The 23,970-nt window shown below is 63.3% G+C and carries 20 protein-coding genes; 14 read left to right on the top strand and 6 right to left on the bottom strand.

The window, feature by feature from the left end:
* Positions 1 to 8 precede the first annotated feature (8 nt).
* The 6 genes from ACQKEK_RS17755 to ACQKEK_RS17730 all read left to right on the top strand — a co-directional run bounded on the left by ACQKEK_RS17755 (position 9) and on the right by ACQKEK_RS17730 (position 4,591).
* Positions 9 to 272, top strand: a complete 264-nt coding sequence (locus ACQKEK_RS17755; protein WP_446697495.1) for a heavy-metal-associated domain-containing protein — start codon at positions 9 to 11, stop codon at positions 270 to 272.
* Between the two features lie 22 nt (positions 273 to 294).
* Positions 295 to 738, top strand: coding sequence for a DUF411 domain-containing protein (locus ACQKEK_RS17750; protein WP_216706768.1), 444 nt, complete (start codon positions 295 to 297; stop codon positions 736 to 738).
* 80 nt (positions 739 to 818) lie between these two features.
* Positions 819 to 2,624 (top strand): copper resistance system multicopper oxidase, encoded by a 1,806-nt coding sequence (locus ACQKEK_RS17745; protein WP_499143861.1) that lies wholly within the window; start codon positions 819 to 821, stop codon positions 2,622 to 2,624.
* Between the two features lie 11 nt (positions 2,625 to 2,635).
* A complete protein-coding gene (locus ACQKEK_RS17740) occupies positions 2,636 to 2,971 on the top strand; it encodes a hypothetical protein (protein ID WP_499143862.1) in 336 nt (111 codons plus the stop codon).
* A complete protein-coding gene (locus tag ACQKEK_RS17735) occupies positions 2,961 to 3,911 on the top strand; it encodes a copper resistance protein B (RefSeq protein WP_499143863.1) in 951 nt (316 codons plus the stop codon). Before ACQKEK_RS17740 ends, ACQKEK_RS17735 begins: the two co-directional genes overlap by 11 nt.
* Positions 3,912 to 3,922: 11 nt before the next feature.
* A complete protein-coding gene (locus tag ACQKEK_RS17730) occupies positions 3,923 to 4,591 on the top strand; it encodes a c-type cytochrome (protein WP_499143972.1) in 669 nt (222 codons plus the stop codon).
* Between the two features lie 54 nt (positions 4,592 to 4,645).
* On the opposite strand, the gene mdoH is transcribed toward ACQKEK_RS17730, so the two are convergent.
* The 4 genes from mdoH to ACQKEK_RS17710 form a co-directional block, all read right to left on the bottom strand.
* Positions 4,646 to 7,228, bottom strand: a complete 2,583-nt coding sequence (gene mdoH, locus ACQKEK_RS17725) for a glucans biosynthesis glucosyltransferase MdoH (RefSeq protein WP_446697499.1) — start codon at positions 7,226 to 7,228, stop codon at positions 4,646 to 4,648.
* Positions 7,221 to 8,738, bottom strand: coding sequence for a glucan biosynthesis protein G (locus ACQKEK_RS17720; protein WP_499143973.1), 1,518 nt, complete (start codon positions 8,736 to 8,738; stop codon positions 7,221 to 7,223). The genes mdoH and ACQKEK_RS17720 overlap by 8 nt, the downstream gene beginning before the upstream one ends.
* A 289-nt stretch (positions 8,739 to 9,027) precedes the next feature.
* The gene (gene bglX, locus ACQKEK_RS17715; RefSeq protein ID WP_499143864.1) at positions 9,028 to 11,319 is read right to left on the bottom strand and encodes a beta-glucosidase BglX; all 2,292 of its coding nucleotides are present in this window, start codon (positions 11,317 to 11,319) and stop codon (positions 9,028 to 9,030) included.
* Positions 11,320 to 11,612: 293 nt separating this feature from the next.
* A complete protein-coding gene (locus ACQKEK_RS17710; protein ID WP_499143865.1) occupies positions 11,613 to 12,158 on the bottom strand; it encodes a DUF3087 domain-containing protein in 546 nt (181 codons plus the stop codon).
* A 251-nt stretch (positions 12,159 to 12,409) separates the two neighbouring features.
* Between ACQKEK_RS17710 and ACQKEK_RS17705 the strand changes: the two genes are divergently transcribed.
* From ACQKEK_RS17705 to pdeM, 6 genes are all read left to right on the top strand, one after another.
* Positions 12,410 to 12,964, top strand: a complete 555-nt coding sequence (locus ACQKEK_RS17705) for a hypothetical protein (RefSeq protein ID WP_463286141.1) — start codon at positions 12,410 to 12,412, stop codon at positions 12,962 to 12,964.
* A 157-nt stretch (positions 12,965 to 13,121) separates the two neighbouring features.
* On the top strand, positions 13,122 to 14,138 hold the full coding sequence (locus tag ACQKEK_RS17700) for a ligase-associated DNA damage response exonuclease (protein WP_499143866.1): 1,017 nt from the start codon (positions 13,122 to 13,124) through the stop codon (positions 14,136 to 14,138).
* Positions 14,139 to 14,571: 433 nt separating this feature from the next.
* The gene (locus ACQKEK_RS17695) at positions 14,572 to 16,281 is read left to right on the top strand and encodes an ATP-dependent DNA ligase (protein ID WP_499143867.1); all 1,710 of its coding nucleotides are present in this window, start codon (positions 14,572 to 14,574) and stop codon (positions 16,279 to 16,281) included.
* The gene (locus tag ACQKEK_RS17690; protein WP_499143868.1) at positions 16,278 to 17,183 is read left to right on the top strand and encodes a hypothetical protein; all 906 of its coding nucleotides are present in this window, start codon (positions 16,278 to 16,280) and stop codon (positions 17,181 to 17,183) included. Before ACQKEK_RS17695 ends, ACQKEK_RS17690 begins: the two co-directional genes overlap by 4 nt.
* A complete protein-coding gene (locus ACQKEK_RS17685; protein WP_499143869.1) occupies positions 17,180 to 19,795 on the top strand; it encodes a ligase-associated DNA damage response DEXH box helicase in 2,616 nt (871 codons plus the stop codon). Before ACQKEK_RS17690 ends, ACQKEK_RS17685 begins: the two co-directional genes overlap by 4 nt.
* Before the next feature lie 716 nt (positions 19,796 to 20,511).
* Entirely contained in the window at positions 20,512 to 21,168 is a 657-nt protein-coding gene (gene pdeM / locus ACQKEK_RS17680; protein WP_499143870.1) for a ligase-associated DNA damage response endonuclease PdeM, read from the top strand.
* Positions 21,169 to 21,173: 5 nt separating this feature from the next.
* Here the strand turns inward: pdeM and ACQKEK_RS17675 are convergent, their stop codons facing one another.
* Complete coding sequence (locus tag ACQKEK_RS17675) at positions 21,174 to 21,407, bottom strand: hypothetical protein (RefSeq protein ID WP_499143871.1); 234 nt, start codon at positions 21,405 to 21,407, stop codon at positions 21,174 to 21,176.
* 184 nt (positions 21,408 to 21,591) lie between these two features.
* Between ACQKEK_RS17675 and ACQKEK_RS17670 the strand changes: the two genes are divergently transcribed.
* On the top strand, positions 21,592 to 22,923 hold the full coding sequence (locus tag ACQKEK_RS17670) for an erythromycin esterase family protein (RefSeq protein ID WP_499143872.1): 1,332 nt from the start codon (positions 21,592 to 21,594) through the stop codon (positions 22,921 to 22,923).
* Between the two features lie 3 nt (positions 22,924 to 22,926).
* Positions 22,927 to 23,598, top strand: a complete 672-nt coding sequence (locus tag ACQKEK_RS17665; RefSeq protein WP_128119057.1) for a phosphoribosyltransferase — start codon at positions 22,927 to 22,929, stop codon at positions 23,596 to 23,598.
* A 9-nt stretch (positions 23,599 to 23,607) separates the two neighbouring features.
* Here the strand turns inward: ACQKEK_RS17665 and ACQKEK_RS17660 are convergent, their stop codons facing one another.
* The gene (locus ACQKEK_RS17660) at positions 23,608 to 23,763 is read right to left on the bottom strand and encodes a hypothetical protein (protein ID WP_499143873.1); all 156 of its coding nucleotides are present in this window, start codon (positions 23,761 to 23,763) and stop codon (positions 23,608 to 23,610) included.
* Positions 23,764 to 23,970: the final 207 nt, after the last annotated feature.

The following is a 23,970-nucleotide window of genomic DNA, read 5'->3' as shown; positions in this document are numbered from 1 at the left end:
GGCTTTTCATGAATTTCACCCAGCTTCAGGTTCAGGGCATGACGTGCGGCGCCTGCGTTCGACACGTCACTCAAGCATTGAACACCGTTAGCGGAGTCAATGCCGTCGAGGTCGATCTGCAAAGCGGACGAGTACGCGTCGACGGGGATGCCGACAACGCTGCGCTGATTGTCGCGCTGGACGAGGCCGGCTATCCCGCTCAGCTCGCGAGCCAGACTACCCCGGCCGCCGCACCCAAGAAAGGCTGCGGCAGCGGCTGCGGTTGTCGTTGATTTCTCATTCAGGAGAGCTGTCATGCGTTTCATCAAACCCAAACTCGCGATCATCGCCGCTCTGTTCATGGCCGGCAGCGCCCATGCCGCCGACGTGATCGACGTGCACCGGGACGCCAACTGCGGTTGCTGTAAGGACTGGGTCAAGTACCTGCAGGACAATGGCTACGAAGTCCGCGACCACGTAGAAAGCAACATGTCAGCCGTCAAGCAGCGCCTGGGCGTCGCCCCGCGGCTAGGCTCGTGCCACACCGGCGTGATCGACGGCAAGTTCGTTGAAGGTCACGTGCCAGTCGCACAGATCCGTGAGCTGCAGCAGCGCGACGACCTGCTTGGTGTCGCTGCGCCCGGCATGCCAGCTGGCTCGCCCGGCATGGATTATGGCCAGCCGGCCCAGGCCTATCAGGTCATCGGCCTGACCGCCAAGGGCACTGACCTGGTCCTTGCAAACTACCCGGCAGAGTGAATCTGGCCGCAACCTCTTCGCCCGCCTGCCTCAGCGTTGGCGGGCGTATTCGCATTCAGAGCTGACCAAACAGGATCTTCATGCGCAGTACATCCTCGCGCCGTACCTTCGTCAAAAGCCTGGCCGCCGGAGGCCTTGTCGCCGGGCTGGGCGTTTGGCGTCAGCCCGTATGGGCTGTGGCACGCCCCGGCCAGTCGAACGACCAAGGTATATTGGCAGGCACCGAATTCGACCTGACCATCGACTCGCTCGGCGTGAACTTCAGCGGCCGTGAACGCACCGCGATGGCGATCAACGGGAGCATCCCGGGCCCGCTGCTGCGCTGGCGCGAAGGCGACACCGTGACGCTGCGGGTGCGTAACCGCCTGCCGCAGGACACCTCGATCCACTGGCACGGCATCCTGCTGCCCGCCAACATGGATGGCGTGCCGGGCTTCAGCTTTGCCGGCATCGCGCCGAACGGCATGTACGAGTACCGGTTCCGCGTCAAACAGAGCGGCACCTACTGGTATCACAGCCATTCGGCCTTCCAAGAACAGCTTGGTGTCTACGGACCACTGGTTATCGATCCGCTCGAGCCCGAGCCCTTCGAATATGCGCGGGACTACGTGGTGATGCTCACCGACTGGACCGATGAAGGCCCGGCGCGGGTACTCGACAAGCTGAAAAAGCAGTCCGACTACTACAACCGCGGCCGGCGGACTTTGGGCGACTTTATCAATGATGTGGCGGACCAGGGCTGGCGCGAGACGATGAGTAATCGCTGGGCCTGGGCGAAGATGAAGATGACGCCCACCGATCTCGCCGACATCAGCGGCGAAACCTATACATACTTGCTCAACGGTCAGGCACCGGACGACAACTGGACTGGCGTTTTCGAGCCAGGCGAACCGGTGCGCCTGCGCCTGATCAACGGCTCGGCGATGACCTATTTCGACTTTCGCATTCCCGGCCTGAAGCTCACCGTGGTGGCTGTCGACGGCCAGCATGTCGAGCCGGTCGAGGTCGACGAACTGCGCCTGGCTGTGGCCGAAACGGTCGACGTCATCGTCTCGCCGGACGGCAGTCAACCGGCCTACACGCTTTTCGCTCAGTCGATGGACCGCAGCGGCTACGCTCGCGGCACGTTGGCCGTTCGCCAAGGTCTGAGCGCGCCGGTGCCCGAGCCCGACGCGCGTCCCGAGCTGAGCATGGAAGACATGGGCCATGGCGATCACGGCGCGCATGCGGCCCAGCCGTCCATGCAGCACGAAGCGCCACAACACGGCCAAATGGACCACAGCCAGATGCAGCCTTCGAGCATGGGCGGCATGGATCATTCGGCTATGAGCCATGGTGGCAGCGCCGTGGCCAGCGGTCAGATGCAGACGCACCCTGCTAGTGAGAGCGGCAATCCGCTGGTCGACATGCAAACGATGATGCCGGTGCCAAAGCTGGATGATCCGGGTATCGGCCTGCGCGACAACGGCCGCCGAGTACTGACCTACGCTGACCTGCGCAGCACCTTTCCCGACCCGGACGGCCGTGAGCCGACACGCACCATCGAGCTGCACCTGACGGGCCATATGGAGCGCTTCGCCTGGTCATTCGACGGCATTCCGTACGCGAAATCCGAGCCGATCCGTCTCAAGTACGGCGAGCGGGTGCGGTTCGTGCTGGTTAACGACACCATGATGCACCACCCCATTCACCTGCACGGGTTGTGGAGCGACCTGGAGGACGAAAACGGCCATTTCCAGGTACGCAAGCACACCATCGACGTGCCGCCCGGTTCCAAACGTAGCTATCGCGTCACGGCTGACGCACTGGGGCGCTGGGCCTATCACTGCCACATGCTGATGCACATGGACCTCGGGATGTTCCGCGAAGTCCGGGTCGAAGAATGAAGGAGAACCTCATGAGCACTTTCAAACGCAACTCGCTGATTGCTTTCGGCTTCCTCACGGCCTTGCCCTTTACTGCGCTGCAGGCGCAGACCGAGCACGACGGCCATCATCCGGAAGGAGCCTCGCCGCAGCAAACCTCTCCCAAGGCCGGCCACCCGCAGACGCAGCAAGGTGGAATGATGCCCCATGAGGGGATGGGGATGGACCATGAGGGCATGGATCACGACAAGATGATGCAGATGCACAAAGAGCACATGGGGTCCGGGCAGACGGACCACGGCAGCATCGGCAAGGGCCCGCAGCCACCCCAAGGGAGCGACGAAAAGAGCCCCCAGCATGACCATTAAGGTCGCGCTGCTCGGCGCGCTCTGCCTGGCTGCGGCCACCAGCCACGCGCAGGAAGCGATGAACCACTCGGGCCATGCCGGTCACCCATCGGCGGCGCCCGCGCCCGCTGAACAGCATGGTCAAAACCACATGCAGCCGGACCACGGCATGATGGACCATCGCGCGATGAATCATTCAGGGCATGCAATGCCGCATCCCCCGCCAACGGGGATCCCGCCGGGAGAGGCAACACGCTCCCCGGTCCCAACCCTTAGCCCCGACGACATCGAGGCGGCCTTTCCCGACCTGCCCGATCACGGCATGCATCAGGGCAGCAGCCATTTCATGTTTGGCGCCGACGAGCTGGAATGGCAGGACGCCGACGCCGGAAGCACGTTGGCCTGGGATCTGAGCGGCTGGGCTGGCGGGGACGTCGATCGGCTGGCCTTTCGCTCGGAAGGCGAGCGAACCAATGGGCATACCGAAGAAGCGGAACTGCAGCTGCTCTGGAGCCATGCCATCGGACCCTGGTGGGAAACCGTCGCTGGTGTTCGCCAGGACTTCAAACCCGGCTCGCCGCAAACCTGGGCTGCATTCGGCGTGCAGGGAATGCCACTGTATGGGCTGGAAACCGAAGCCACGACGTTCATTGGCGAGGGCGGCCAGTCAGCACTCCGGTTGGAAGCCGAATACGACATGCTGCTGACTCAGCGCTGGGTGCTTCAGCCCACGGCAGAGATCAATCTACATGGTCGCGCGGACGAATCCCGTGGCATCGGCTCCGGGCTCAGCGATGCCAGCATTGGGCTCCGGCTGCGCTATGAAATCAGTCGACAATTCGCGCCTTACGTGGGCGTCAGCTGGAGCCGGGCTTACGGCAACAGCGCGGAGCTGCAGCGGGCTGAAGGTGAAGACACAAGCGAGGCCCGTCTGGTGGCGGGCATCCGATTCTGGTTCTGAGGTAATGGATGATGCTCAAAACCCTGACGACATTGCTACTGGCTGCGTTGGTCTTGATTCTGGCAGCTACCGCCGTGGTGTACTTTGGAGTCGTCAATGTCGCGGCCGACGTTCCGCATAGCGGGCCGATCCGGGCGCTATTGGAGACAGCCCGCCAGCGCTCCGTCGCGGTTCGCGCCGAAGCTATAGAGGTGCCAGAACTGAGCGATGCTGAACTGATTCGCTCGGGCGCCGGTAACTACGAGGCGATGTGCGTCGCCTGCCATCTCGCGCCAGGGTTCGGCCCGACAGAACTGAGTGAGAACCTCAACCCTGCGCCGCCGAATCTGACTGACGCCAACCGCAGGCGCGACCCGGCCAAGGATTTCTGGACGATCAAACACGGGATCCAAGCCACCGGCATGCCCGCCTGGGGCCAGAGCATGGACGATCGCTACATCTGGGAACTGGTCGCCCTGCTCGAGCAGCTGCCAGCGCTAACGGCCATGGAATATAGAACACTGGTGGCAGCCAGCAATGGCCATCATCACGGCGGCGGCGAGACTCACATGCCCAGCGGTTCACCCGGTGCTACAGCCGATCACCATGGCGAAATGCGCTCGGCTGAAGACCATCATCGGGCAATGGAGGCCAAGCCTGAAATCCACCGTCACGCCGACGGCAGCGATCACGCTCATTGATCGGCTGCCCCGCCGCGTCTCGATCAGACGCCGCGGAGGCCCTTCGGTTTAGCCCTAGGACGCTGCAACTGGTTCGATGCCGGAGGCTTCTTTACCGAAGTCAGGCTGGCGGTAGGCGTCGCGCCACGCCTGGTAGCGCTGATCCTGCCAGACCCGCAAGTGCAGCTGCGCCATACCGTCCGGGTCGTTCAGCAAGCGCCAGCGGGCCGCTTCGGCAGCACCATCCGGCCCTGCATCGAGGATCTGCTGCATCCGCTGCTCACGCAGCAACTCGGCACCCGGCACCACCTTGGCATGCCGCGCCCGCGCCATTCCGCACACCAGCGCGTTGTAGATCGGATCGACAGCGGCCGCGATAAAGCCTTTCGTCAGGGCATTGGCCTGGTTCTCCCGCGTATAGCGGTCGGTCGATGCCAGCTCCTGCGGCGGCTTGAACTCCTCCGGGATCAGGAACAGCTTACGGCGAAACGCCGCAAGACCGAGACCGGTACGGCTGGTGATCACCGATACAGGCGCCGACAGGATCAGCGAAACCACGATTGGCGCCAGCCACCAGAGGAAGGCAGGGTCGAGCCAGCCCACCAATGCCGTCCAGAGCACGCCCAGCAGCATTTGCGGGCCGTGCCGACGCAAGGCTTCGCTCCACGGTGTTGCGTTATCGGCGCGCTGTGGTGAATTCCACTGAACCGACCAGCCGAGAAACGCAGCGCTGACAAATACCGTGTGGAACAACATGCGCACCGGCGCGGCCAGCATCGAGAACAGGCTCTCCAGCAGCATCGACAACAACAGACGAGTGCGCCCGCCGTACTCGTGAGCACCCTGGATACAGATCAGCAATACGCTGAGCAGCTTCGGCAGGAACAGCAGGGTCAAGGTCGCCGTGAACAGCGCGATGGCTTCCTGCGGGTGCCATTGCGGCCACAAGGGATACAGCTGGTTCGGCTGCAGGAAATATTCCGGCACCATCAGCGTGTGAATCGCCAGCAGCCCTGTCGACAACGCCAGGAAGACAAACCACAGCGGCGCCGACAGGTAGGACATCACCCCGGTCAAGAACACGAAGCGGTGCACCGTGTGCATGCCCTTGACCAGAAACAGCCGGAAGTTCATCAGGTTGCCGTGGCACCAGCGACGGTCGCGCTTGAGTTCGTCGAGCAGGTTCGGTGGCAGTTCCTCGTAACTTCCCGGCAAATCATAGGCAATCCACACGCCCCACCCCGCGCGACGCATCAGCGCCGCTTCGACGAAGTCATGGGAAAGGATATCTCCGGCGAACGAGCCCTTGCCGGGCAAGGGCGCCAGGGCGCAATGCTCAATGAACGGCTTGACCCGGATGATCGCGTTGTGGCCCCAGTAATGGGACTCGCCCAGCTGCCAGAAATTGAGCCCGGCCGTGAACAGCGGACCGTAGACCCGTGTGGCGAACTGCTGCATGCGCGCATACAGCGTATCCATGCCCGAAGCCTTCGGCGCCGTCTGGATAATACCTGCGCCGGGGTTGGCCTCCATCAGCCGCACCAGACTGGTCAGGCAATCGCCGCTCATCACGCTGTCGGCATCGAGCACCACCATGTAGCGGTAGCTGCTGCCCCAGCGACGGCAGAAATCATCGATGTTGCCGCTCTTGCGCTTCACCCGACGGCGGCGACGTCGGTAGAAGATATGGCCGAAGCCATCGACCTCGCGACAGACCTCCAGCCAGGCCTTCTGCTCGGCGACACAGGTATCGGGATCATTGCTGTCGCTGAGCACGAAGATGTCGAAATGCTCTAGCTGTCCCGTCGCCTTGAGCGACTCGAAGGTCGCGCGCAGCCCGGCAAACACACGCGGCACATCCTCGTTGGCAATCGGCATCACCAACGCCGTGCGCGCCTCGCGTGGGATTGGCTCGTCGCCAAGGGTAGTCGCCGAAATGTTGTAGCGGTCATTGCCTTTGAGCAGCTGAAAGAAGCCCATCAGCGCGGTCCAGAACCCCACCGACACCCAGCAGAACAACAGGGCGAACAGCAACAGAATGCTGGTTTGCACAACATACGGAAGAATCTGGCGCGCCGATTCTTGCAGCGGCTGCTGGAACACCTCCTGCAGATCGACCAGTGCCCAGCCCTGATACGGCAGCACCGATTTCATGTGCCAGGTGGCAACCACTGTCTGCAGCAGCATCAGCACCAGCAATGTAGCGCGCCGGACCGCCGCCACCCGGCGCCAACCCGAACGATCGGCGGACTGAGCCGGAGGCATTTCCACCGTGCGGTTCTTCTTGCGCAGCAAGCGCCACCAGCTGAGTCGTAACACGTTGGTGTGCCAAGGCTCCGGCACCATGCGCGTACGCACGATGGGCGGTGTCGACTCAATGCAGACGCGCCCCTGATGGTCGCGGGTGAGCGCCTTGGCACGCTCCAGGGTTTCGCCCCAGCCGAGTTTCAGGCGAGCGGCGACCGAGCCCAGCAAATCGCCTCCGCTCGGCTCGACGTCACTGGCAGTTGGCACCGCCCGGCCCAATGCCCGATGAATATCCTCCAGCGCTCCATCGCCCTGAGCCATATTCTTGATCAGGGCTTGGCGTTGCGGGTCATCAAGGGGCAATTGGCTGATGTAGTGCCCTGTAATCGAAGGGTCCACGGGACTATTCATTGGTCGGGATCTGGTAGCTCCAGGTTTCGGAAAGCGTCTTCTCGCCATCCACCAGCGCTGCCCTTAGTTCAACCGGTTGTTTGGGATCTCGAACCTTCAAACGCAAGGTCAGACGCCAGCCGTCGGTCACCGGGTTATGCCGCAGGTTGTTTTCCACCAGCTCGGCATTATCACCAATGCTGACCCGCGTACTGACCGGCGCGTCTGCAGGCAGTTCGGCCAGGTTGGGGCCGATGAAATCCACGATCAGCGCCGTGCTGCCGTCAGGCTGGCGAATCAGGTTGGACTGTTTGACATCGCCTGCCGACAGGCGTGTCTGGCTGACCCAGGCAAGTTTCGGATCATGCAGCGCAGGTTCATCCATGGTGAAGTGCAGCCGGTACTCGAAATCCAGCGGCTCGCCGGGCTCCGGTCGCTGCTCCGGGACCCAGAAGGCAACGATGTTGTCGTTTGTTTCGTCAGGCGTAGGAATTTCGATCAGTTCCACGCGACCCTTGCCCCAATCGCCCTTAGGCTCGACCCAGCCGCTGGGCCGCAGCTCGTAGCGGTCGTCCAGATCCTCGTAGCGGTTGAAGTCGCGGGTGCGCTGGAGCAGACCGAAACCGCGCGGGTTTTCGACCGCGTAGCTGCTGATAGCCAGCCGTTTGGGATTGTTCAGCGGCCGCCAGATCCACTCGTCAGCGCCGGTATGAATCGCCAGCCCCTCGGAGTCGTGAAGCTGCGGCCGGTAGTTGAGAAGTTCGCTCGGCTGGTTGGCGCCGAACAGATACATGCTGGTGAGCGCAGCGATGCCCAGCTTCTCCACGGGCTCACGCAGATAGACCCGCGCTTTGACATCGACCGTGCTGTCCTTGCCCGGCGTGACCACCATCCGATAGGCACCGGTGGCGCGCGGAGAGTCAAGCAGCGCATAGATCACCAGGTTGCGACGGTCAGCCTCGGGGCGCTCGATCCAGAATTCGCGGAAGCGTGGAAACTCCTCTCCGCTCGGCAGCGCTGTATCGATAGCCAGACCGCGTGCAGACAGGCCGTATACCTGATCCTTGCCGATCACCCGGAAATAGCTGGCGCCGAGCAGCGTCATCAGCTCATCGGCCTTATCCGGCTTGTTCAGCGGAAAAAGCACTTTGAAACCGGCAAACCCAAGGTTTTCCAGCGCAGCAGGTTCGATCTCAACGTTGCCGAACTCGAACATCTCCGGGCTATAGCGCACCTTCTCGACGCCTTTGGCGGTGATCTCGTTGATTCGCACCGGCACATCGAAGTGCATGCCCTGATGGTAGAACTGCACTTCGAAAGGTGTCGGCGCGTCATGCCAGAGCGCCTTGTCACCGCGGAAGCGCAGCTGCTGATAGTCAGCGAACGCCATGTTGCGGAACACCGGCGGCAGATTGCTCTGCGGCGCTGCATAGCCTTCGGACGCCAGTTTTTCCGCCTTGGCCGCGACATCATCGAGGCTGAATGCCCAGCTACTGCAGGCAAACAGACCCAAACACAGACTCAACGTCATTCCCAGTGCCCGACCTGAGCGAGCCCCTGATTTGAAATGATAGGTACGTGACACATCGCCTCCTGAGCAATCACGATTACCGCTGACCGCGTTGCGGCCCGGTTTGCTGTTGTTGGTCTTCCGCAGCGGCAAATGATTCACTGCGAAGCCAAGCAAAGCGGCAAATCATCCCACGCCGCATGTGCGCCGGATAGCTACCTGGAGAGGACTTTTTTCACATTGCATGCGGTCGCCCAAACGCCCGGCCGTAGCGGGCTGAGGCCAGGCGACCAGCGGTGCGCTCGATGGCTCACAGAAGGGTGAATTGCCCCCGCTTGACCTGCTCCGAATCTAACCCGATTTGCACCTCAAACACGCCGGGCTCGGCAACACGCTCAAGCTGCGCGTTTACGAATTTCAGGTCCTGTTCTTCGAGCTTGAAGCGGACCTCCCGCGTCTCGCCGGCCTTGAGGAAAACCTTGCGAAACCCTTTGAGCTCCTTCACCGGGCGGATCACCGATGCCACCTCGTCCCGAACGTACAACTGTACAACCGTCGCACCGTCACGCGACCCGGTGTTTTTCAGCGTCACGCTTGCTTCCAGGCCGCCGCCACGCGGCATGCTCGGGCTGGACAAGCGCACCTCGGACAATTCGAAATCGGTGTAGCTCAGGCCATAGCCGAAGGGATAAAGCGGCCCATTGGGCTCCTCAAAGTACTGCGAGGTGTAGTTGCCAGGCTTGCCCTCGACATAGGGCCGACCGACGCGCAGGTGGTTGTAATAGGTAGGAATCTGCCCCACCGAACGGGGGAAAGAGATCGGCAACTTGCCGGCGGGATTCTGATCGCCGAAAAGCACATCCGCGATGGCATGTCCCCCTTCGGTACCACTGAACCAGGTTTCTACAACTGCATCGGCATTGGCCTTCGCCCAGTTGAGATCCAGCGGACGGCCATTCATCAGCACCAGCACCAGCGGCTTGCCGGTCTTCTTGAGCGCTTTAAGAAGTGCTTGCTGGCTTTTCGGGATCTGCAGACTGGTGCGACTCGACGCTTCGTGTGACATGCCGCGCGATTCGCCCACGGCAGCCACGATCACGTCGGCCTGTTTGGCCATTGCGACCGCTTCGGCAACCATCGTTTCCGGTGAGCGTGAGTCTTGCACCACCTCGGGTTTGTCCCAGTTGAGAAAGTTCAGGTACTCGACCATGTGCGGATCGTCGGTAATATTGGCGCCGCGGGCGTGACGCAGAACGGCTTTGTCACCCAACGCGTCGAGCAAGCCCTGGCGCAGGGTCACCGACTGTTTAGCGACGCCCGCAGCGGACCAGCTGCCCATCATGTCGACCGGCGAATCGGCCAGCGGCCCCACCAGCGCGATGGTCCCGCGCTTTTGCAGCGGCAAGGTCTGGTCCTTGTTTTCCAGCAGCACAATTGATTCGCGCGCGACGGCCCTGGCGGCCTCGCGATGCAAACGGCTTTCCGCGTTGACGTCTGCCGGATCGTCTTTGGCCAAGCCGATGCGTCGGAACGGGTCGTGGAACAGGCCCATGTCGTACTTGGCGCCAAGCACCTCGCGCACTGCCGTGTCGATTTCGCCGATGCCGACCTCACCCGATGCCACCAGCCCCGGCAGTTCCTCGCGATACAGCGAGTCGGCCATGCTCATATCGATGCCGGCCTTGATCGCCAGCTTTGCCGCCTCGCGGCCATCTTTGGCTACGCCATGACGCATCAGTTCGCTGATCGCGCCGTGATCGCTGAGAGCAACGCCGTCAAAGCCCCAGTCGCGCCGTAGCAGATCCTGCAGTAGCCAGGTATTGGCGCTGGCTGGCACTCCGTTGATGGAATTGAGCGCCACCATCACGCCCCCCGCTCCGGCGTCGATAGCCGCTTGGTAAGGCGGCAGGTAGTCCTGATGCATGCGCATCGGGCTCATATCCACCACGTTGTAGTCACGCCCGCCCTCGACCGCACCGTACAGGGCGAAATGCTTGACGCTCGCGGTCACGCTGTCCGGTGCGGCTGGCGACTGGCCCTGGTAGGCCTGCACCATGGTGCGCGCAATTTCCGATACCAGATAAGGGTCTTCGCCGAAGCCTTCGGATGTCCGGCCCCAGCGTGGATCGCGGGATATGTCGACCATAGGCGCGAAGGTCATGTCCAAGCCGTCAGCGCTGGCTTCGATGGCCTGCACGCGGCCACTGCTGGCGATTGTGTCGAGATCCCAGCTTGAGGCCAGGCCCAGGCCGATGGGAAAGATCGTCCGATGACCATGCACCACGTCATAGGCAAAGAAGATCGGGATCTTCATCCGGCTGCGCAGGGCTGCCTGTTGCATCGGCCGGTTGTCGTGGCGGGTGACGGTATTGAAGGTGCCGCCAATATGGCCCGCTTTCAGTTCGTCGAGGATGCGTTCGCGCGGCATGTCGCCGCCGATGCTGATCAACCGCAACTGGCCGATTTTCTCTTCCAGCGTCATCTGCTCGATAAGGCTGGCAATAAAGGCCGGCTTGTCATCCAGCAAAGGGGAACGAGGTTCGGCGGCGATGGATTGCAGCGAAAGACCGGCCATCAGGCCGAGCATAAACAGCCGTTTCATTATTGGGAGATTCCTGAGCCTGAGAGGCTAATGGGACGAACCATCTGATTCCGGCACCGCCGGGTTAAGCGTTGCCGAGTATGAGTTTTCCGATGGATTACAACCAGCGCTATCCAACGGCGGCGCAGCCATTGCGGCGTGCCGCTATGGGCATTCGGAATTACAGGCGTGCGGGGCACGCCGTTCGTCTCACCAGGAACGGGCAGCGATCAGTTGATCAGGCCGCCAGGGGTACGCCATCCCTCAACCCAATCGGCAAGCGCGGCTGGCATGGACAGGATCGGGCCACTTATTCAGCGACCCTTTCCTGCGGGGAAACGCTTCACGGAGGCTAGCCAGGCGTCTTCCAGACGGTTTTGATCGATATCCATCCCGCGCGCTTCCATCATGTCGCGATGCTGATTGATTTCTTCTGTCACTTCGCTGAGCGAGGCGCTGTTGCCATCCAGCTGATGCATCTGAGTCAGCCCGAGATGGTAGAAGCGCAGCAGTTTTATCGCCTCGGGATCACCCGCTGCCACACCCGCCGTGACATGGTGCATGACGTTAGTGACGCTCATCAGGCTGCGTTTGAGGTTCCAGCCGTAAGCAGCGCAAGCCATCCAGGACTGCTGCAGATAGACAAAGCGCACCAAAGCGGCAGTCAGCAGCAAACCGGCCACGACCCCTGCCACGTTCCACTTCAGGTTATCTGCACCCGCCTCGCCGAACAGCGCAACGGCCAGGGTTGCCAGCCCCATCGCCAGCACAGCAAAGGTCACGGCTACAACCAGCGTGCTGCGTCGCGTCTGTTGCCGGTAGGTTTCCGGGCTGAGCGACTTGATTTCGAATACCACCATGAGTTCGCGATCCTTGGGCTGGACGGGGAGAAAGTGCCGACGGCGTTGCATTATTACCCAGCCAAGCTTTGGGCAGCTGATACGGGACAGCCTTTGTGTCGCCCGTCGAAGACCACCATCGGCGCTGACGGAGCCGGCATGCCAACGACGTCGCAGCACAGACAGCACGACCAACCCGCTGGCTTTCAAGCGTCAGTGCCAGGCTCTATGATCAGCGCATCCTTTCCTTGGCAGTCAAAAGGGCCTCTATCATGAGCCGCTATGAAATATCGTTTTCCGGCGAACTCGCTCCGGGCGCAAAGCTGGAGCAGGTCGAGGCCAACCTGACTCGCCTGTTTCAGGCGGACGCCCAGCGCATCGCCGTGCTGTTTTCCGGTCGGCGGATCGTGATCAAGCAGGACCTCGACCATGCCAGCGTCGAGAAGTATCGCCAGGCCATGGCCCGCGCAGGTGCCATCGCCGAAGTGCGACCGATGCCGGTCGAAGTCGAGGAAATCGAGCTCGCCCCGCCGCCGTCAGAGGACGCAGCCCCGGCACAACAGCCTTCTGCCCCTGCAGCATCGCCACAACCGTTGAAGGTCGCTCCGCGCGACGAATACATGGCGGCCTTCGCCGACGTCGAGGCGCCGGACTTCGGCATTGCACCGGTCGGCGTCGATCTTCAGGACGCCCGCGCGCCCGTGCAGCCGCCGGTTGTCGACTTGTCACAGTTCAGCCTGGCACCGGTGGGCAGCGATATGGGCGAACGGCGCCGTGCCAGCGATGCGCCTGTGCCGGACACCTCTCATCTGAAGTTGGTGGACTGATCCCCGCCCAGCAGGATGGCTTTTACTCCACCCACCTGACCAGAGGCGACCTCCCGGCCCTGTAGGGTGGGCTTCATCCCACCGACGCGACCTTGCAGGCGAACTCCCAACGCCGACCCGGGCTCCAACGCTACAAGCCCGCAAAGTGTCTGTATTCATGGATCTTGTCGTTGCCCGCCCCGAAGGCCTGTATTGCCCGCCTGGTGATTTCTACATCGACCCTTGGCGGCCGGTAGAGCGCGCCGTCATCACCCACGCCCACGGCGACCATGCGCGCTGGGGCATGGGCCATTACCTGGCCTCCCGCGACAGCGAAGGCATCCTGCGCTCACGCATCGCCGCTGACATGCCACTGCAGACGCTGGCGTATGGCGAGTCCATCGAGCACCACGGCGTAAAGCTCAGCTTCCATCCCGCCGGCCATGTGCTCGGTTCCGCCCAGGTCCGACTGGAATACAAGGGCGAAGTCTGGGTCGCCTCTGGCGACTACAAGGTGGAGCCGGACGGCACTTGCGCACCCTTCGAGCCGGTGCGCTGCCACACCTTCATCACTGAATCGACCTTTGGCCTGCCGATTTACAAATGGCCCTCCCAGGCCGAGATATTCCGCGAGATCAACGACTGGTGGCGCGCCAACGCGGCGGCCGGGCGCGCCAGCGTGCTGTTCTGCTATGCCTTCGGCAAAGCGCAGCGCATCCTGCATGGCCTGGACGAAAGCATCGGCACCATCGTCGTCCACGGCGCCGTCGAGCCGCTGAACAAGGTCTACCGCGAAGGTGGCATTTATCTTCCCCCGACCGTCTATGCGGGCGACCTGAAGAAAGGTGACCCGCGTTTGAAGCACGCCATCATCCTCGCCCCGCCCTCCGCCGGCGGAAGCACCTGGATGCGCCGCTTCGGTGACTACGCCGACGCCTTTGCCAGTGGCTGGATGATGCTGCGCGGCACCCGTCGCCGGCGCGGGGTCGACCGCGGCTTCGTGCTTTCCGATCATGCCGACTGGCCGGGCCTGCTCTGGGCCATCGAGCAGACCGGCGCAGAGCGGGTGATGGCGACCCATGGTTCAGTTGCGGTCCTGGTGCGCTACCTGCGGGAGATGCGCGGCCTCGACGCCCAGGCCTTCGAGACCGAGTACGGTGATGAGGATGACGCCTCGTCCCAGGAGGTCGAATGACCCGTAGTCATGCCTTACGCTTCCTACGGAAGAAAACCGCCGCTGAAATACGACGCCGCCCCTGTAGGAGCGAGATTGCTGGCGATCCGGAACCCTTGCGTCGCCACGGGTCGCCAGCAAGCTGGCTCCTACCAAAGAGCAACAACGCTGAGCTCCGTCGCCTCTCCTGTAGGAGCGAGCTTGCTCGCGCACCGAAACCCTTGCGTCGCCATGGATCGCCAGCAAGCTGGCTCCTACCAAAGAGCAACAACGCTGAGCTCCGTCGCCTCTCCTGTAGGAGCGAGCTTGCCCGCGAACCGGGACCCTTGCGTCACCATGGATCGCCAGCAAGCTGGCTCCTACGGAAGTGCACCCAAGCAGAAACGCGACCTAGCCCCAGTAGGAGCAGGATTGCTCGCGAACAGCCTGCCGCAGCTGTTACAGGCGGGCCGAAATGAAAGCCTTTGCCACCCTCTACAGCCGCCTCGACGCCACCACCTCGAGCAACGCCAAGCTCGCGGCGATGCGGGACTACTTCCGCGACGCCGATCCGGCCGACGCGGCCTGGGCGGTCTACTTTCTGGCCGGCGGCCGCCCGCGCCAGCTGGTCCCGACCCGTGTCCTGCGCGAAACCGCCATGCATGCCTCGGGCTTGCCGGAATGGCTGTTCGAGGAAAGTTACCAGGCGGTCGGCGATATGGCCGAAACCATCTCACTGCTGATGCCCGAAGCCGAGCACAGCTCCGACGACGGGCTGGCCGTGTGGATGCAGGACAAGTTGCTGCCGCTGCGCGGCCTGCCGCCGGAAGAGCTGACCGAACGCCTGCCTGCACTCTGGGCACAGCTGGATCGACTGAGCCTGATGGTCTGCATCAAACTGATCACTGGCGCCTTTCGCGTCGGCGTGTCGAAACTACTGGTCACCCGCGCGCTGGCTTCGCTGGGCGATCTCGACCCCAAACGCGTCGCGCAACGGCTGGTGGGATACACCGACCTGTCTCATCGTCCCAGCGCTGAAGGCTACCGCGCACTGGTCGCCGAAGAGTCCGAACACGAGCATGCACAACGCGGCGGCCAGCCCTACCCGTTTTTCCTCGCCCATCCGTTGCAGGCGCCGGTCGAGGAGTTCGACACGCTGCTCGGCGCGCCGGAGAACTGGTTCATCGAGTGGAAGTGGGACGGCATCCGCGCCCAGCTGGTCAAGCGCGACGGGCAGATCTGGGTCTGGTCGCGCGGCGAGGAGCTCGTCAGCGAACGTTTTCCCGAACTCTGTGAACTGGCCGGCTGCCTACCGGATGGCACGGTGATCGACGGCGAGGTACTGGTCTGGAAGCACGCGCCCGGCGAGCCTGCGACCGACTTTTTCCAGCAGCCCGCTCGCGACGATAGCGAAGCAACCGAGCGCTTCGGCGTGCAGCCCTTCGCCCTGCTGCAACAGCGGATCGGCCGCAAGAACCTGACCGCCAAAGTACTGCAGGACGCCCCGGTTGCGGTGCTCAGTTATGACCTCTTGGAATGGCAGGGCGACGACTGGCGCCAGCGAGCGCACCACGAACGTCGGCAACAGCTCGAAGCCGTCGTCGCGCAATGCCCCAATCCACGGCTGATGCTGTCGCCGCTGGTGACCGGCCGTGACTGGACCGATCTGGCGCGCCAGCGCGAGGCGTCCCGTGAGCGCGGCGTCGAGGGCATGATGATCAAGGCGCGCGCCGCGCAGTATGGCGTTGGCCGGACCAAGGACGTCGGCGTCTGGTGGAAATGGAAGATCGATCCATATTCCATCGATGCCGTACTGATCTACGCCCAACGCGGCCACGGTCGACGCGCCAGTCTGTATACCGACTACACCTTCGCCGTCTGGGACGGCGAGCCGGGCGACCCCGAGCGCAAGCTGGTGCCCTTTGCCAAGGCGTATTCCGGGTTGACCGACGAGGAAATGCGCAAGGTCGACGCCATCGTGCGCAAGACCACCGTGGAGAAGTTCGGCCCCGTGCGCAGCGTGACCCCGACGCTGGTGTTCGAACTCGGCTTCGAGGGCATCGCCGCCAGCAGCCGGCACAAAAGCGGCATCGCCGTGCGCTTCCCACGCATGCTGCGCTGGCGTCTCGACAAGCCGGTGGATGAGGCCGATACGCTGGAGACGCTGAAGGAATTGCTCGGATGATGCGGCCTAGAGAAGTCATGCAGAAGCACGAGTCCTGTGTAGGAGCCAGCTTGCTGACGATCAGCATCCGCACTGAGCTCAAGGCTCGCAAGCAAGCTCGCTCCTACGAAAAGCAGAACCACGCCCCCCATGTAGGAGCCAGCTTGCTGGCGATCACAACCCCCGCGGAGCCCAAGGATCGCGAGCAAGCTCGCTCCTACGAAGAGCGGAAGCACGACTCCTGTGTAGGAGCCAGCTTGCTGGCGATCACCACCCCCGCGGAGCCCAAGGATCGCGAGCGAGCTCGCTCCTACGAAAAGCAGAAGCACGAGTCCTGTGTAGGAGCCAGCTTGCTGACGATCACAACCCGCACGGAGCCCAAGGATCGCGAGCAAGCTCGCTCCTACGAAAAGCAGAAGCACGCCCCCCATGTAGGAGCCAGCTTGCTGGCGATCACAACCCCCGCGGAGCCCGAAGATAGCGAGCAAGCTCGCTCCTACGAAAAGCACAACCACGACCCCCATGTAGGAGCCAGCTTGCTGGCGATCACCACCCCCGCGGAGCCCAAGGATCGCGAGCGAGCTCGCTCCTACGAAAAGCAGAAGCACGACTCCCGTGTAGGAGCCAGCTTGCTGGCGATCACCACCCCCGCGGAGCCCAAGGCTCGCGAGCAAGCTAGCTCGTACGAAAAGCAGAACCACGACTCCCGCGTAGGAGCCAGCTTGCTGGCGATCACAACCCGCACGGAGCCCAAGGATCGCGAGCAAGCTCGCTCCTACGAAGAGCGGAAGCACGACTCCCCTGTAGGAGCCAGCTTGCTGGCGATCAGCAACCCTGCGGAATCCGAGGTTCGCGAGCAAGCTCGCTCCTACGAAAAGCAGAAGCACGACCCTCGCTTTTATCGGGTGGCCTTCGGGTTATGAGCACGACGCCCGCGTCGCTTGCCGAACGTTGGTTTGCCAACCGCAACTGGCAGCCGTTCCCGTTCCAACAGCAGGTCTGGCAGGCAGTACACAAGGGCGAATCGGGCCTGCTCCATGCCACCACGGGCTCGGGCAAGACTTACGCCGTCTGGCTTGGCGCGCTCAATCGATTCGCTTCTCGCGGAGCCGATTGGTCCGCAGAAGACCCGCAGCCGTCTGCCAAGCTATCGGACAAACCTGCTCCGCTCACCGTCCTCTGGATCACCCCCATGCGTGCGCTGGCTGCTGACACCGCCCGCGCCCTGCAAGCCCCATTGGACGATCTCGGCATCAACTGGAGCATCGGCCTGCGAACCGGTGACACCAGCAGTTCCGAGCGCGCGCGCCAAGGGCGAAGGTTGCCGAGCGCGCTGGTGACCACACCGGAGAGCCTGACCCTGCTGCTGACCCGGACCGATGCGCGCCAGGCCTTCGCTGGCTTGCGCATGCTGGTGGTAGACGAGTGGCATGAGCTGCTGGGCAACAAGCGCGGCGTGCAGCTGCAGCTCGCGTTGGCTCGACTTCGCCAATGGATGCCAGACCTGATCGTCTGGGGGCTGTCCGCAACCCTTGGCAATCAACCGCACGCGCTGGAAGTTCTGCTGCATGCGGGCAGCGGCAGGCTGGTGCAAGGCCGGGTTGTCAAGGATCTGCGCGTTGACACACTGCTGCCACCGAGTATCGAACGCTTCCCCTGGGCCGGTCATCTCGGGCTGCGCATGCTGCCGCAGGTGGTCGAGCAGATTGATTCGGCCGCCACGACACTGGTCTTTACCAATACCCGCTCTCAGTCGGAGATCTGGTATCAGGCGATTCTCGGTGCGCGGCCGGACTGGGCCGGGCTGATCGCCCTGCATCATGGCTCGCTGTCGCGCGAGGTACGTGACTGGGTAGAACTGGGCCTCAAGCAAGGCGCGCTAAAGGCTGTCGTTTGCACCTCGAGTCTTGACCTGGGTGTCGACTTTCTCCCGGTCGACCGGGTGTTGCAGATCGGTTCGCCCAAAGGCGTGGCGCGGCTTATGCAGCGCGCCGGGCGCTCGGGTCATGCACCGGGGCGTACCTCCAGAGTCACGCTGGTGCCTACCCACAGCGTGGAAGTGATAGAAGCCGCCGCAGCCCAGGTGGCGATCGCAGAGCGACGGATCGAGGCCCGCAGCGCACCGCAGCGCCCGCTGGACGTGCTCGTGCAGCACCTGGTCAGCATGGCACTGGGCGGAGGCTTTCGGCCTGATGAGCTGTTCGCAGAAGTTCGCCAGGCCTGGTCATATCGCGAGCTCACCGATGACCACTGGCAGTGGGCACTGGCCTTCGTGCGGCACGGTGGTCATTCGTTGACGGCATACCCGGATTACCAGCGCGTCGAGCCGGACGAGACCGGGCTGTGGAAGGTCCCCAGCCGCCGCGTGGCGCTGCGTCATCGCATGGGCATCGGCACCATCGTCAGCGATGCCAGCCTGACGGTGAAATTCTGGGCCAAGGGTGGCAGCGGCCGCTCACTGGGCACCATTGAGGAAGGGTTCATCGCGCGCTTGCGGCCCGGCGACAATTTTCTCTTCGGGGGCCGACTGCTGGAACTGGTGCGGGTCGAGAACATGACCGCCTACGTCAGTCGCGCCACGGGCAAGAAGGCCGCCGTGCCACGCTGGAATGGCGGGCGGATGCCGCTGTCCAGCGAACTGGCCGATGCGGTGGTCGAGCAGCTCGGCGCCGCCTCGCGCGGGCAGTTCACCACGCCCGAGATGCGGCTGGTCGAGCCGTTGCTGCGCGTGCAGATGGACTGGTCGGCGCTGCCCACCGAAACCACGCTGCTGGCCGAGGTGATGAAGTCCCGCGAGGGCTGGCACCTGTTTCTCTACCCCTTCGCGGGTCGCCACGTGCACCTGGGGCTCGCCAGCCTGCTGGCCTGGCGCATGGGCCAGCACCAGCCGCTGACCTTCTCCATCGCCGTCAACGACTACGGGTTCGAACTGCTCTCGGCAACCGAGGTGGACTGGTTGCAGTGGCTGACGCCCAACCTGTTCAGTCAGGACAATCTGCTGCATGACGTGCTTGCCAGCCTCAATGCTGGTGAGCTGGCGCGCCGTCGTTTCCGCGAGATTGCGCGGATCGCCGGACTGGTCTTCTCAGGCTACCCCGGCGCTCAGAAAAGCGCGCGCCAACTGCAGGCCTCCAGCGGTCTGTTCTTCGACGTGTTTCGCCAGTACGACCCGGCCAATCTGCTACTGAACCAGGCAGAGGAAGAAGTGCTGCGCCAGGAATTGGAAGTCGAGCGACTGGAACAGACCATGAGCCGGCTGCAGCAGCGCCAGCTGGACATCCATCAGGTCAAACGCACCACGCCGCTCGCGTTCCCGCTTATGGTCGAACGCTTCCGCGAAAGCATGAGTTCAGAAAAACTCGCCGACCGCATCCGTCGCATGGTCGCGGAATTGGACAAGGCAGCAGGTCCCGGTGGCTATCAGCCAGAGGGCGACGCCAGTATTGCCGTGGAGCGGGAAACCAGCCCCAAGCGCAAACCGCGCGCAACCAAGGACGGAACGCCAAGGCCTAAAAAGGCGCGACGCGTACCTTGAAACACGTCGTAGCGCCAAGGCGACCGCCTGCTCCCCGAAAACAAAAAGCTTCGCCCCGGGGGCAGGCCTCCCACAGAATCAGCAGCCCGCACCCAACCGCCCATGTAGGAGGCGCGCCCCGCGGCGAAAGCGAGCTTGGGGACGCCCAGTAAAAGCTTCGCCCCGAGGGCGGGCCTCCCACAAAATCAGCAGCCCGCACCCAACCGTCCATGTGGGAGGCGCGCCCCGCGGCGAAAGCCAGCTTGCGGACGCCCAATAAAGCAAAAGCTTCGCCCCGAGGGAGGGCCTCCCACAGAATCAGCAGCCCGCACCCAACCGTCCATGTGGGAGGCGCGCCCCGCGGCGAAAGCGAGCTTGGCGACGCCCAGTAAAAGCTTCGCCCCGAGGGCGGGCCTCCCACAAAATCAGCAGCCCGCACCCATCCGTCCATGTGGGAGGCGCGCCCCGCAGCGAAAGCCAGCTTGCGGACGCCCAATAAAGCAAAGCTTCGCCCCGAGGGAGGGCCTCCCACAAAATCAGCAGCCCGCACCCAACCGTCCATGTGGGAGGCGCGCCCCGCGGCGAAAGCCAGCTTGCGGACGCCCAATAAAGCAAAAGCTTCGCCCCGAGGGCGGGCCTCCCACAGGAAAAGCAAAAGCTCCTCCGAGGCGACGCCCACTCAGCATCAAAGCAGCACCGAACCGCCATAGGAGCCGCAGGCGCGATAAACTGCCGTCATGATTTCGCACCTCTCCATCGAACTCGAGCAGACGGAGCTCTGGTTGCTCCCCGACAAAGCCATCTACTGGCCTGATCGAAAAGCACTGCTGATCGCCGATATCCATTTCGGCAAGGCCGCCGCCTATCGTCGTCTTGGCCAACCGGTGCCACACGGCACCACCCAGGCCAACCTGCAACGGCTCGACGCCCTGCTCGACCGCTACCGCTGCGAGCAGCTGATTTTCCTCGGTGACTTCCTCCATGCGCCGGAATCACAGACGCCCGCCACGCTCAGCCAATTGCTCGACTGGCGTGCCAAGCACCCAGAGCTTGCGGTGACCCTGATACGGGGCAACCACGACCGTCGCGCCGGCGACCCGCCTGCCAGCCTGGAAATGACCGTGGTGCCCGAACCGCTGCTGCTCGGCCCGTTCGCCCTGCAGCACGAACCCGACCCGCATCCCAGCCATCACGTCATGGCAGGCCATCTGCACCCGGCGTTCCGCCTGCATGGACGCGGCCGCCAGTCGTTGCGCCTACCCTGTTTCTGCCTAGGCGAGCGGGTCAGCCTACTGCCGGCCTTCGGCAGCTTCACCGGAATGATGGAAGTAGACGCCGACCTGGGCCGGCGCCTTTTCGTGGTTGGGGATGATGGCGTGTGGCAGGTGGCCTGAGCGAATCAGGCCTGGGAAATGCCTGTCACGGTGATGCCGAAGCGCTGGGCCAGGCGGGTGGCGGGAGTCTGCTCTACGTCCGGATCCATCTCGTAAGCCTCTTCCTCACCGGCGAAGTCCTGCTCTGCCTTTCGGGTGACCAGCTCTACTGCCTCGTCTATATCCGGCTGGCGATCGGATTCGGTCCGCAGAATGGAGGTATTGCCGTCTTTGCTGTAAGCGATGATCCAGGTCGTCATAGGTGTCCCTCGTGTCTTAGCGCCTTCGGCGGAAACTCGCTCGCCGAGATTGGCGTCGCTTTGGTTAGAGACTAGTCCGTCGCATTCAGTTCTGCCGCTTGTGCTTGTTGAATCAGCCGCCGGACGGTCTGAACGGGGCAATCCGCCGTCGGTCATCCTAGAAAGCAGACCAGGAGACGAGGCCATGATCCAGTCACGTCCACGACCTAAAGAATCGACCGAGGAACAGCTGGTAGAGCTGCTGCGCCGTAGCGCAACCGTATTGCCCGACATTGATGATCCGGAATTTGCCGACGCCTTCGAGCAGTTTGCTGACGCACGGGTAGTGTTGATCGGCGAAGCCAGCCACGGCACGTCGGAGTTCTATCGCGCCCGAGCGGCGATAACTCGCCGATTGATCGAGCGACACGGCTTCAGCATCGTCGCCGCCGAAGCCGACTGGCCGGATGCGGCAAAGATCGACCGCTACGTTCGCCAGCAGCAGCCTCCGGCCTGGGTCGAGGAAGGCTTCAAGCGCTTTCCGACCTGGATGTGGCGCAACCAGGAAGTCGCCGACTTCGCCCGTTGGCTACGCGGCCACAACGATGCCCAGCCTGCCGAGCGTCGAGTCGAGTTTCGCGGGCTGGACGTCTACAGCCTGGGCGCTTCGATCCAGGAGGTGCTCGGCTATCTCGACCGGGTCGACCCGGACGCCGCCGCGACCGCGCGGCGCCGATATGGCTGCCTCAGCCCTTGGCATGACGAGCCGGCGATCTACGGTCGCAACGTGATGCGCGGCGAACCGTCCTGCGAGGGCGCCGTGGTCGAACAGCTACGCGCCTTGCTCGACCAGCGGCTGGAATACATGAAGAAGGACGGCAGCAGCTTCTTCAATGCCGAGCAGAATGCCCGCGTCGTGCTCGCCGCCGAGCAGTACTACCGAGCCATGTACCAGGGCTCAACCGAATCGTGGAACCTGCGTGATCGGCACATGTTCGACACCCTGCAGGCCCTACTGGCGCATCGCGGCGAGGGTGCCAAGGCGGTGGTCTGGGCGCACAACTCGCACATCGGCAACGCCGCTTCGACCTCCATGGGCTGGGGCGGCGAATTCAATATCGGTGAGCTGTGCCGTACCGCCTTCGGTCGCGATGCGGTGCTGATCGGCATGGGCACCGACCGCGGCGAGGTGGCAGCGGCTGACAACTGGGACGAACCCATGCAGGTCAAACAGGTTCGGCCGTCGCGCCCGGACAGCTGGGAGCAGCTGTTCTTGCGCACTGAACTACCGGCTTCGCTAACCACGTGGCGCGACGATCCGCAGCTTCGCAAAGCATTGGCCAGGCCGCGCCTCGAGCGGGCCATTGGGGTGATCTACCGCCCGGCTACCGAACGCCAGAGCCATTATTTCCAAGCCATACTGTCTGAACAGTTCGACGCCCTGCTCTGGCTCGAACAGACCCACGCGGTCAAACCGATCGCCCCCCAGCAGATCGACGAAGAGAGCGTTCCGGATACCTACCCATTCGGAGAGTGAGTCATGCGCGTCTTAATGCCCGAATCGCAACTGTTTCGCGACCGCACCCATGCCGGCCAGGAGCTGGCCGAAGCCCTGCAGCACCTTGCGGCGGATTCGCCCCTGGTGCTGGCCCTGCCGCGCGGCGGGGTTCCGGTCGCCTTCGAAGTGGCGCAGCGCTTGAGGGCACCACTGGATCTGGTGCTGGTGCGCAAGATCGGCGCGCCGGGTAACGAAGAGCTGGCGCTGGGCGCGGTGATCGACGGCGCCGAGCCGAAGTGGGTGATCAACCAGGAATTGCTTAACCAGATCGCACCACCACCGAGCTGGTTCGAAGAAGAAATGCAGCGTCAACTGACCGAGCTGGAACGTCGTCGGCATCGCTACTGTGGCGAGCGACCAGCCCCCGTGCTCACGGATCGCTGCGTCATCGTGATCGATGATGGCATCGCCACCGGCGCCACGGTGCGGGCAGCGCTGAAGGGGCTCAAGCAATCGAAGCCGAGCCACGTGGTCCTAGCCGTGCCAGTGGGCCCACGGGATGTGATCGAAATGTTGAAAACAGAAGTGGACGAGCTGGTCTGCCTGGCAATGCCCGAGCCGTTCATCGGGGTCGGGTGTCATTACGGCAACTTCGAACAAACCAGCGACGAGCAGGTGGTCGACCTGCTCGCGCAGGCCGCTGGTCCGGCGTGATGACGGCTGTCAGGCTACCGGGTCTGGCGGCGGCTGATCCGGGATAGTCGGCTCGCCGGGCTCGCTCGGCAGGTCCGGCACGCCAGGCTCTTCGGGGTCACCGGGCACGCCGTGGGCTTGCAAAGCTCGCGTGTCTATCTCTTCCGAATAACGGGTGGTTTCCATATCGCGTCCTCCTGCTGTCGATTAGCCCGGATTGGGCTATTGCAGTAGAGGGCGTCTGGCCGGCATCTATCCGTCCATCCGTCAGCCGTTGCTGATATCCGCCAACCCCTGTTGTAGGAGCCAGCTTGCTGGCGATCCCGCACCCACGCAGTCATTTCTGATCGCGAGCAAGCTCGCTCCTACACGAGCGCCGGTTCAGGCAGGGCG

Source organism: Pseudomonas sp. NPDC077408, assembly GCF_050269105.1.
GTDB lineage: Bacteria > Pseudomonadota > Gammaproteobacteria > Pseudomonadales > Pseudomonadaceae > Stutzerimonas.
The sequence above is the reverse complement of the archived record's forward strand: the minus strand, read 5'-3'. Positions and strand labels throughout refer to the sequence as shown.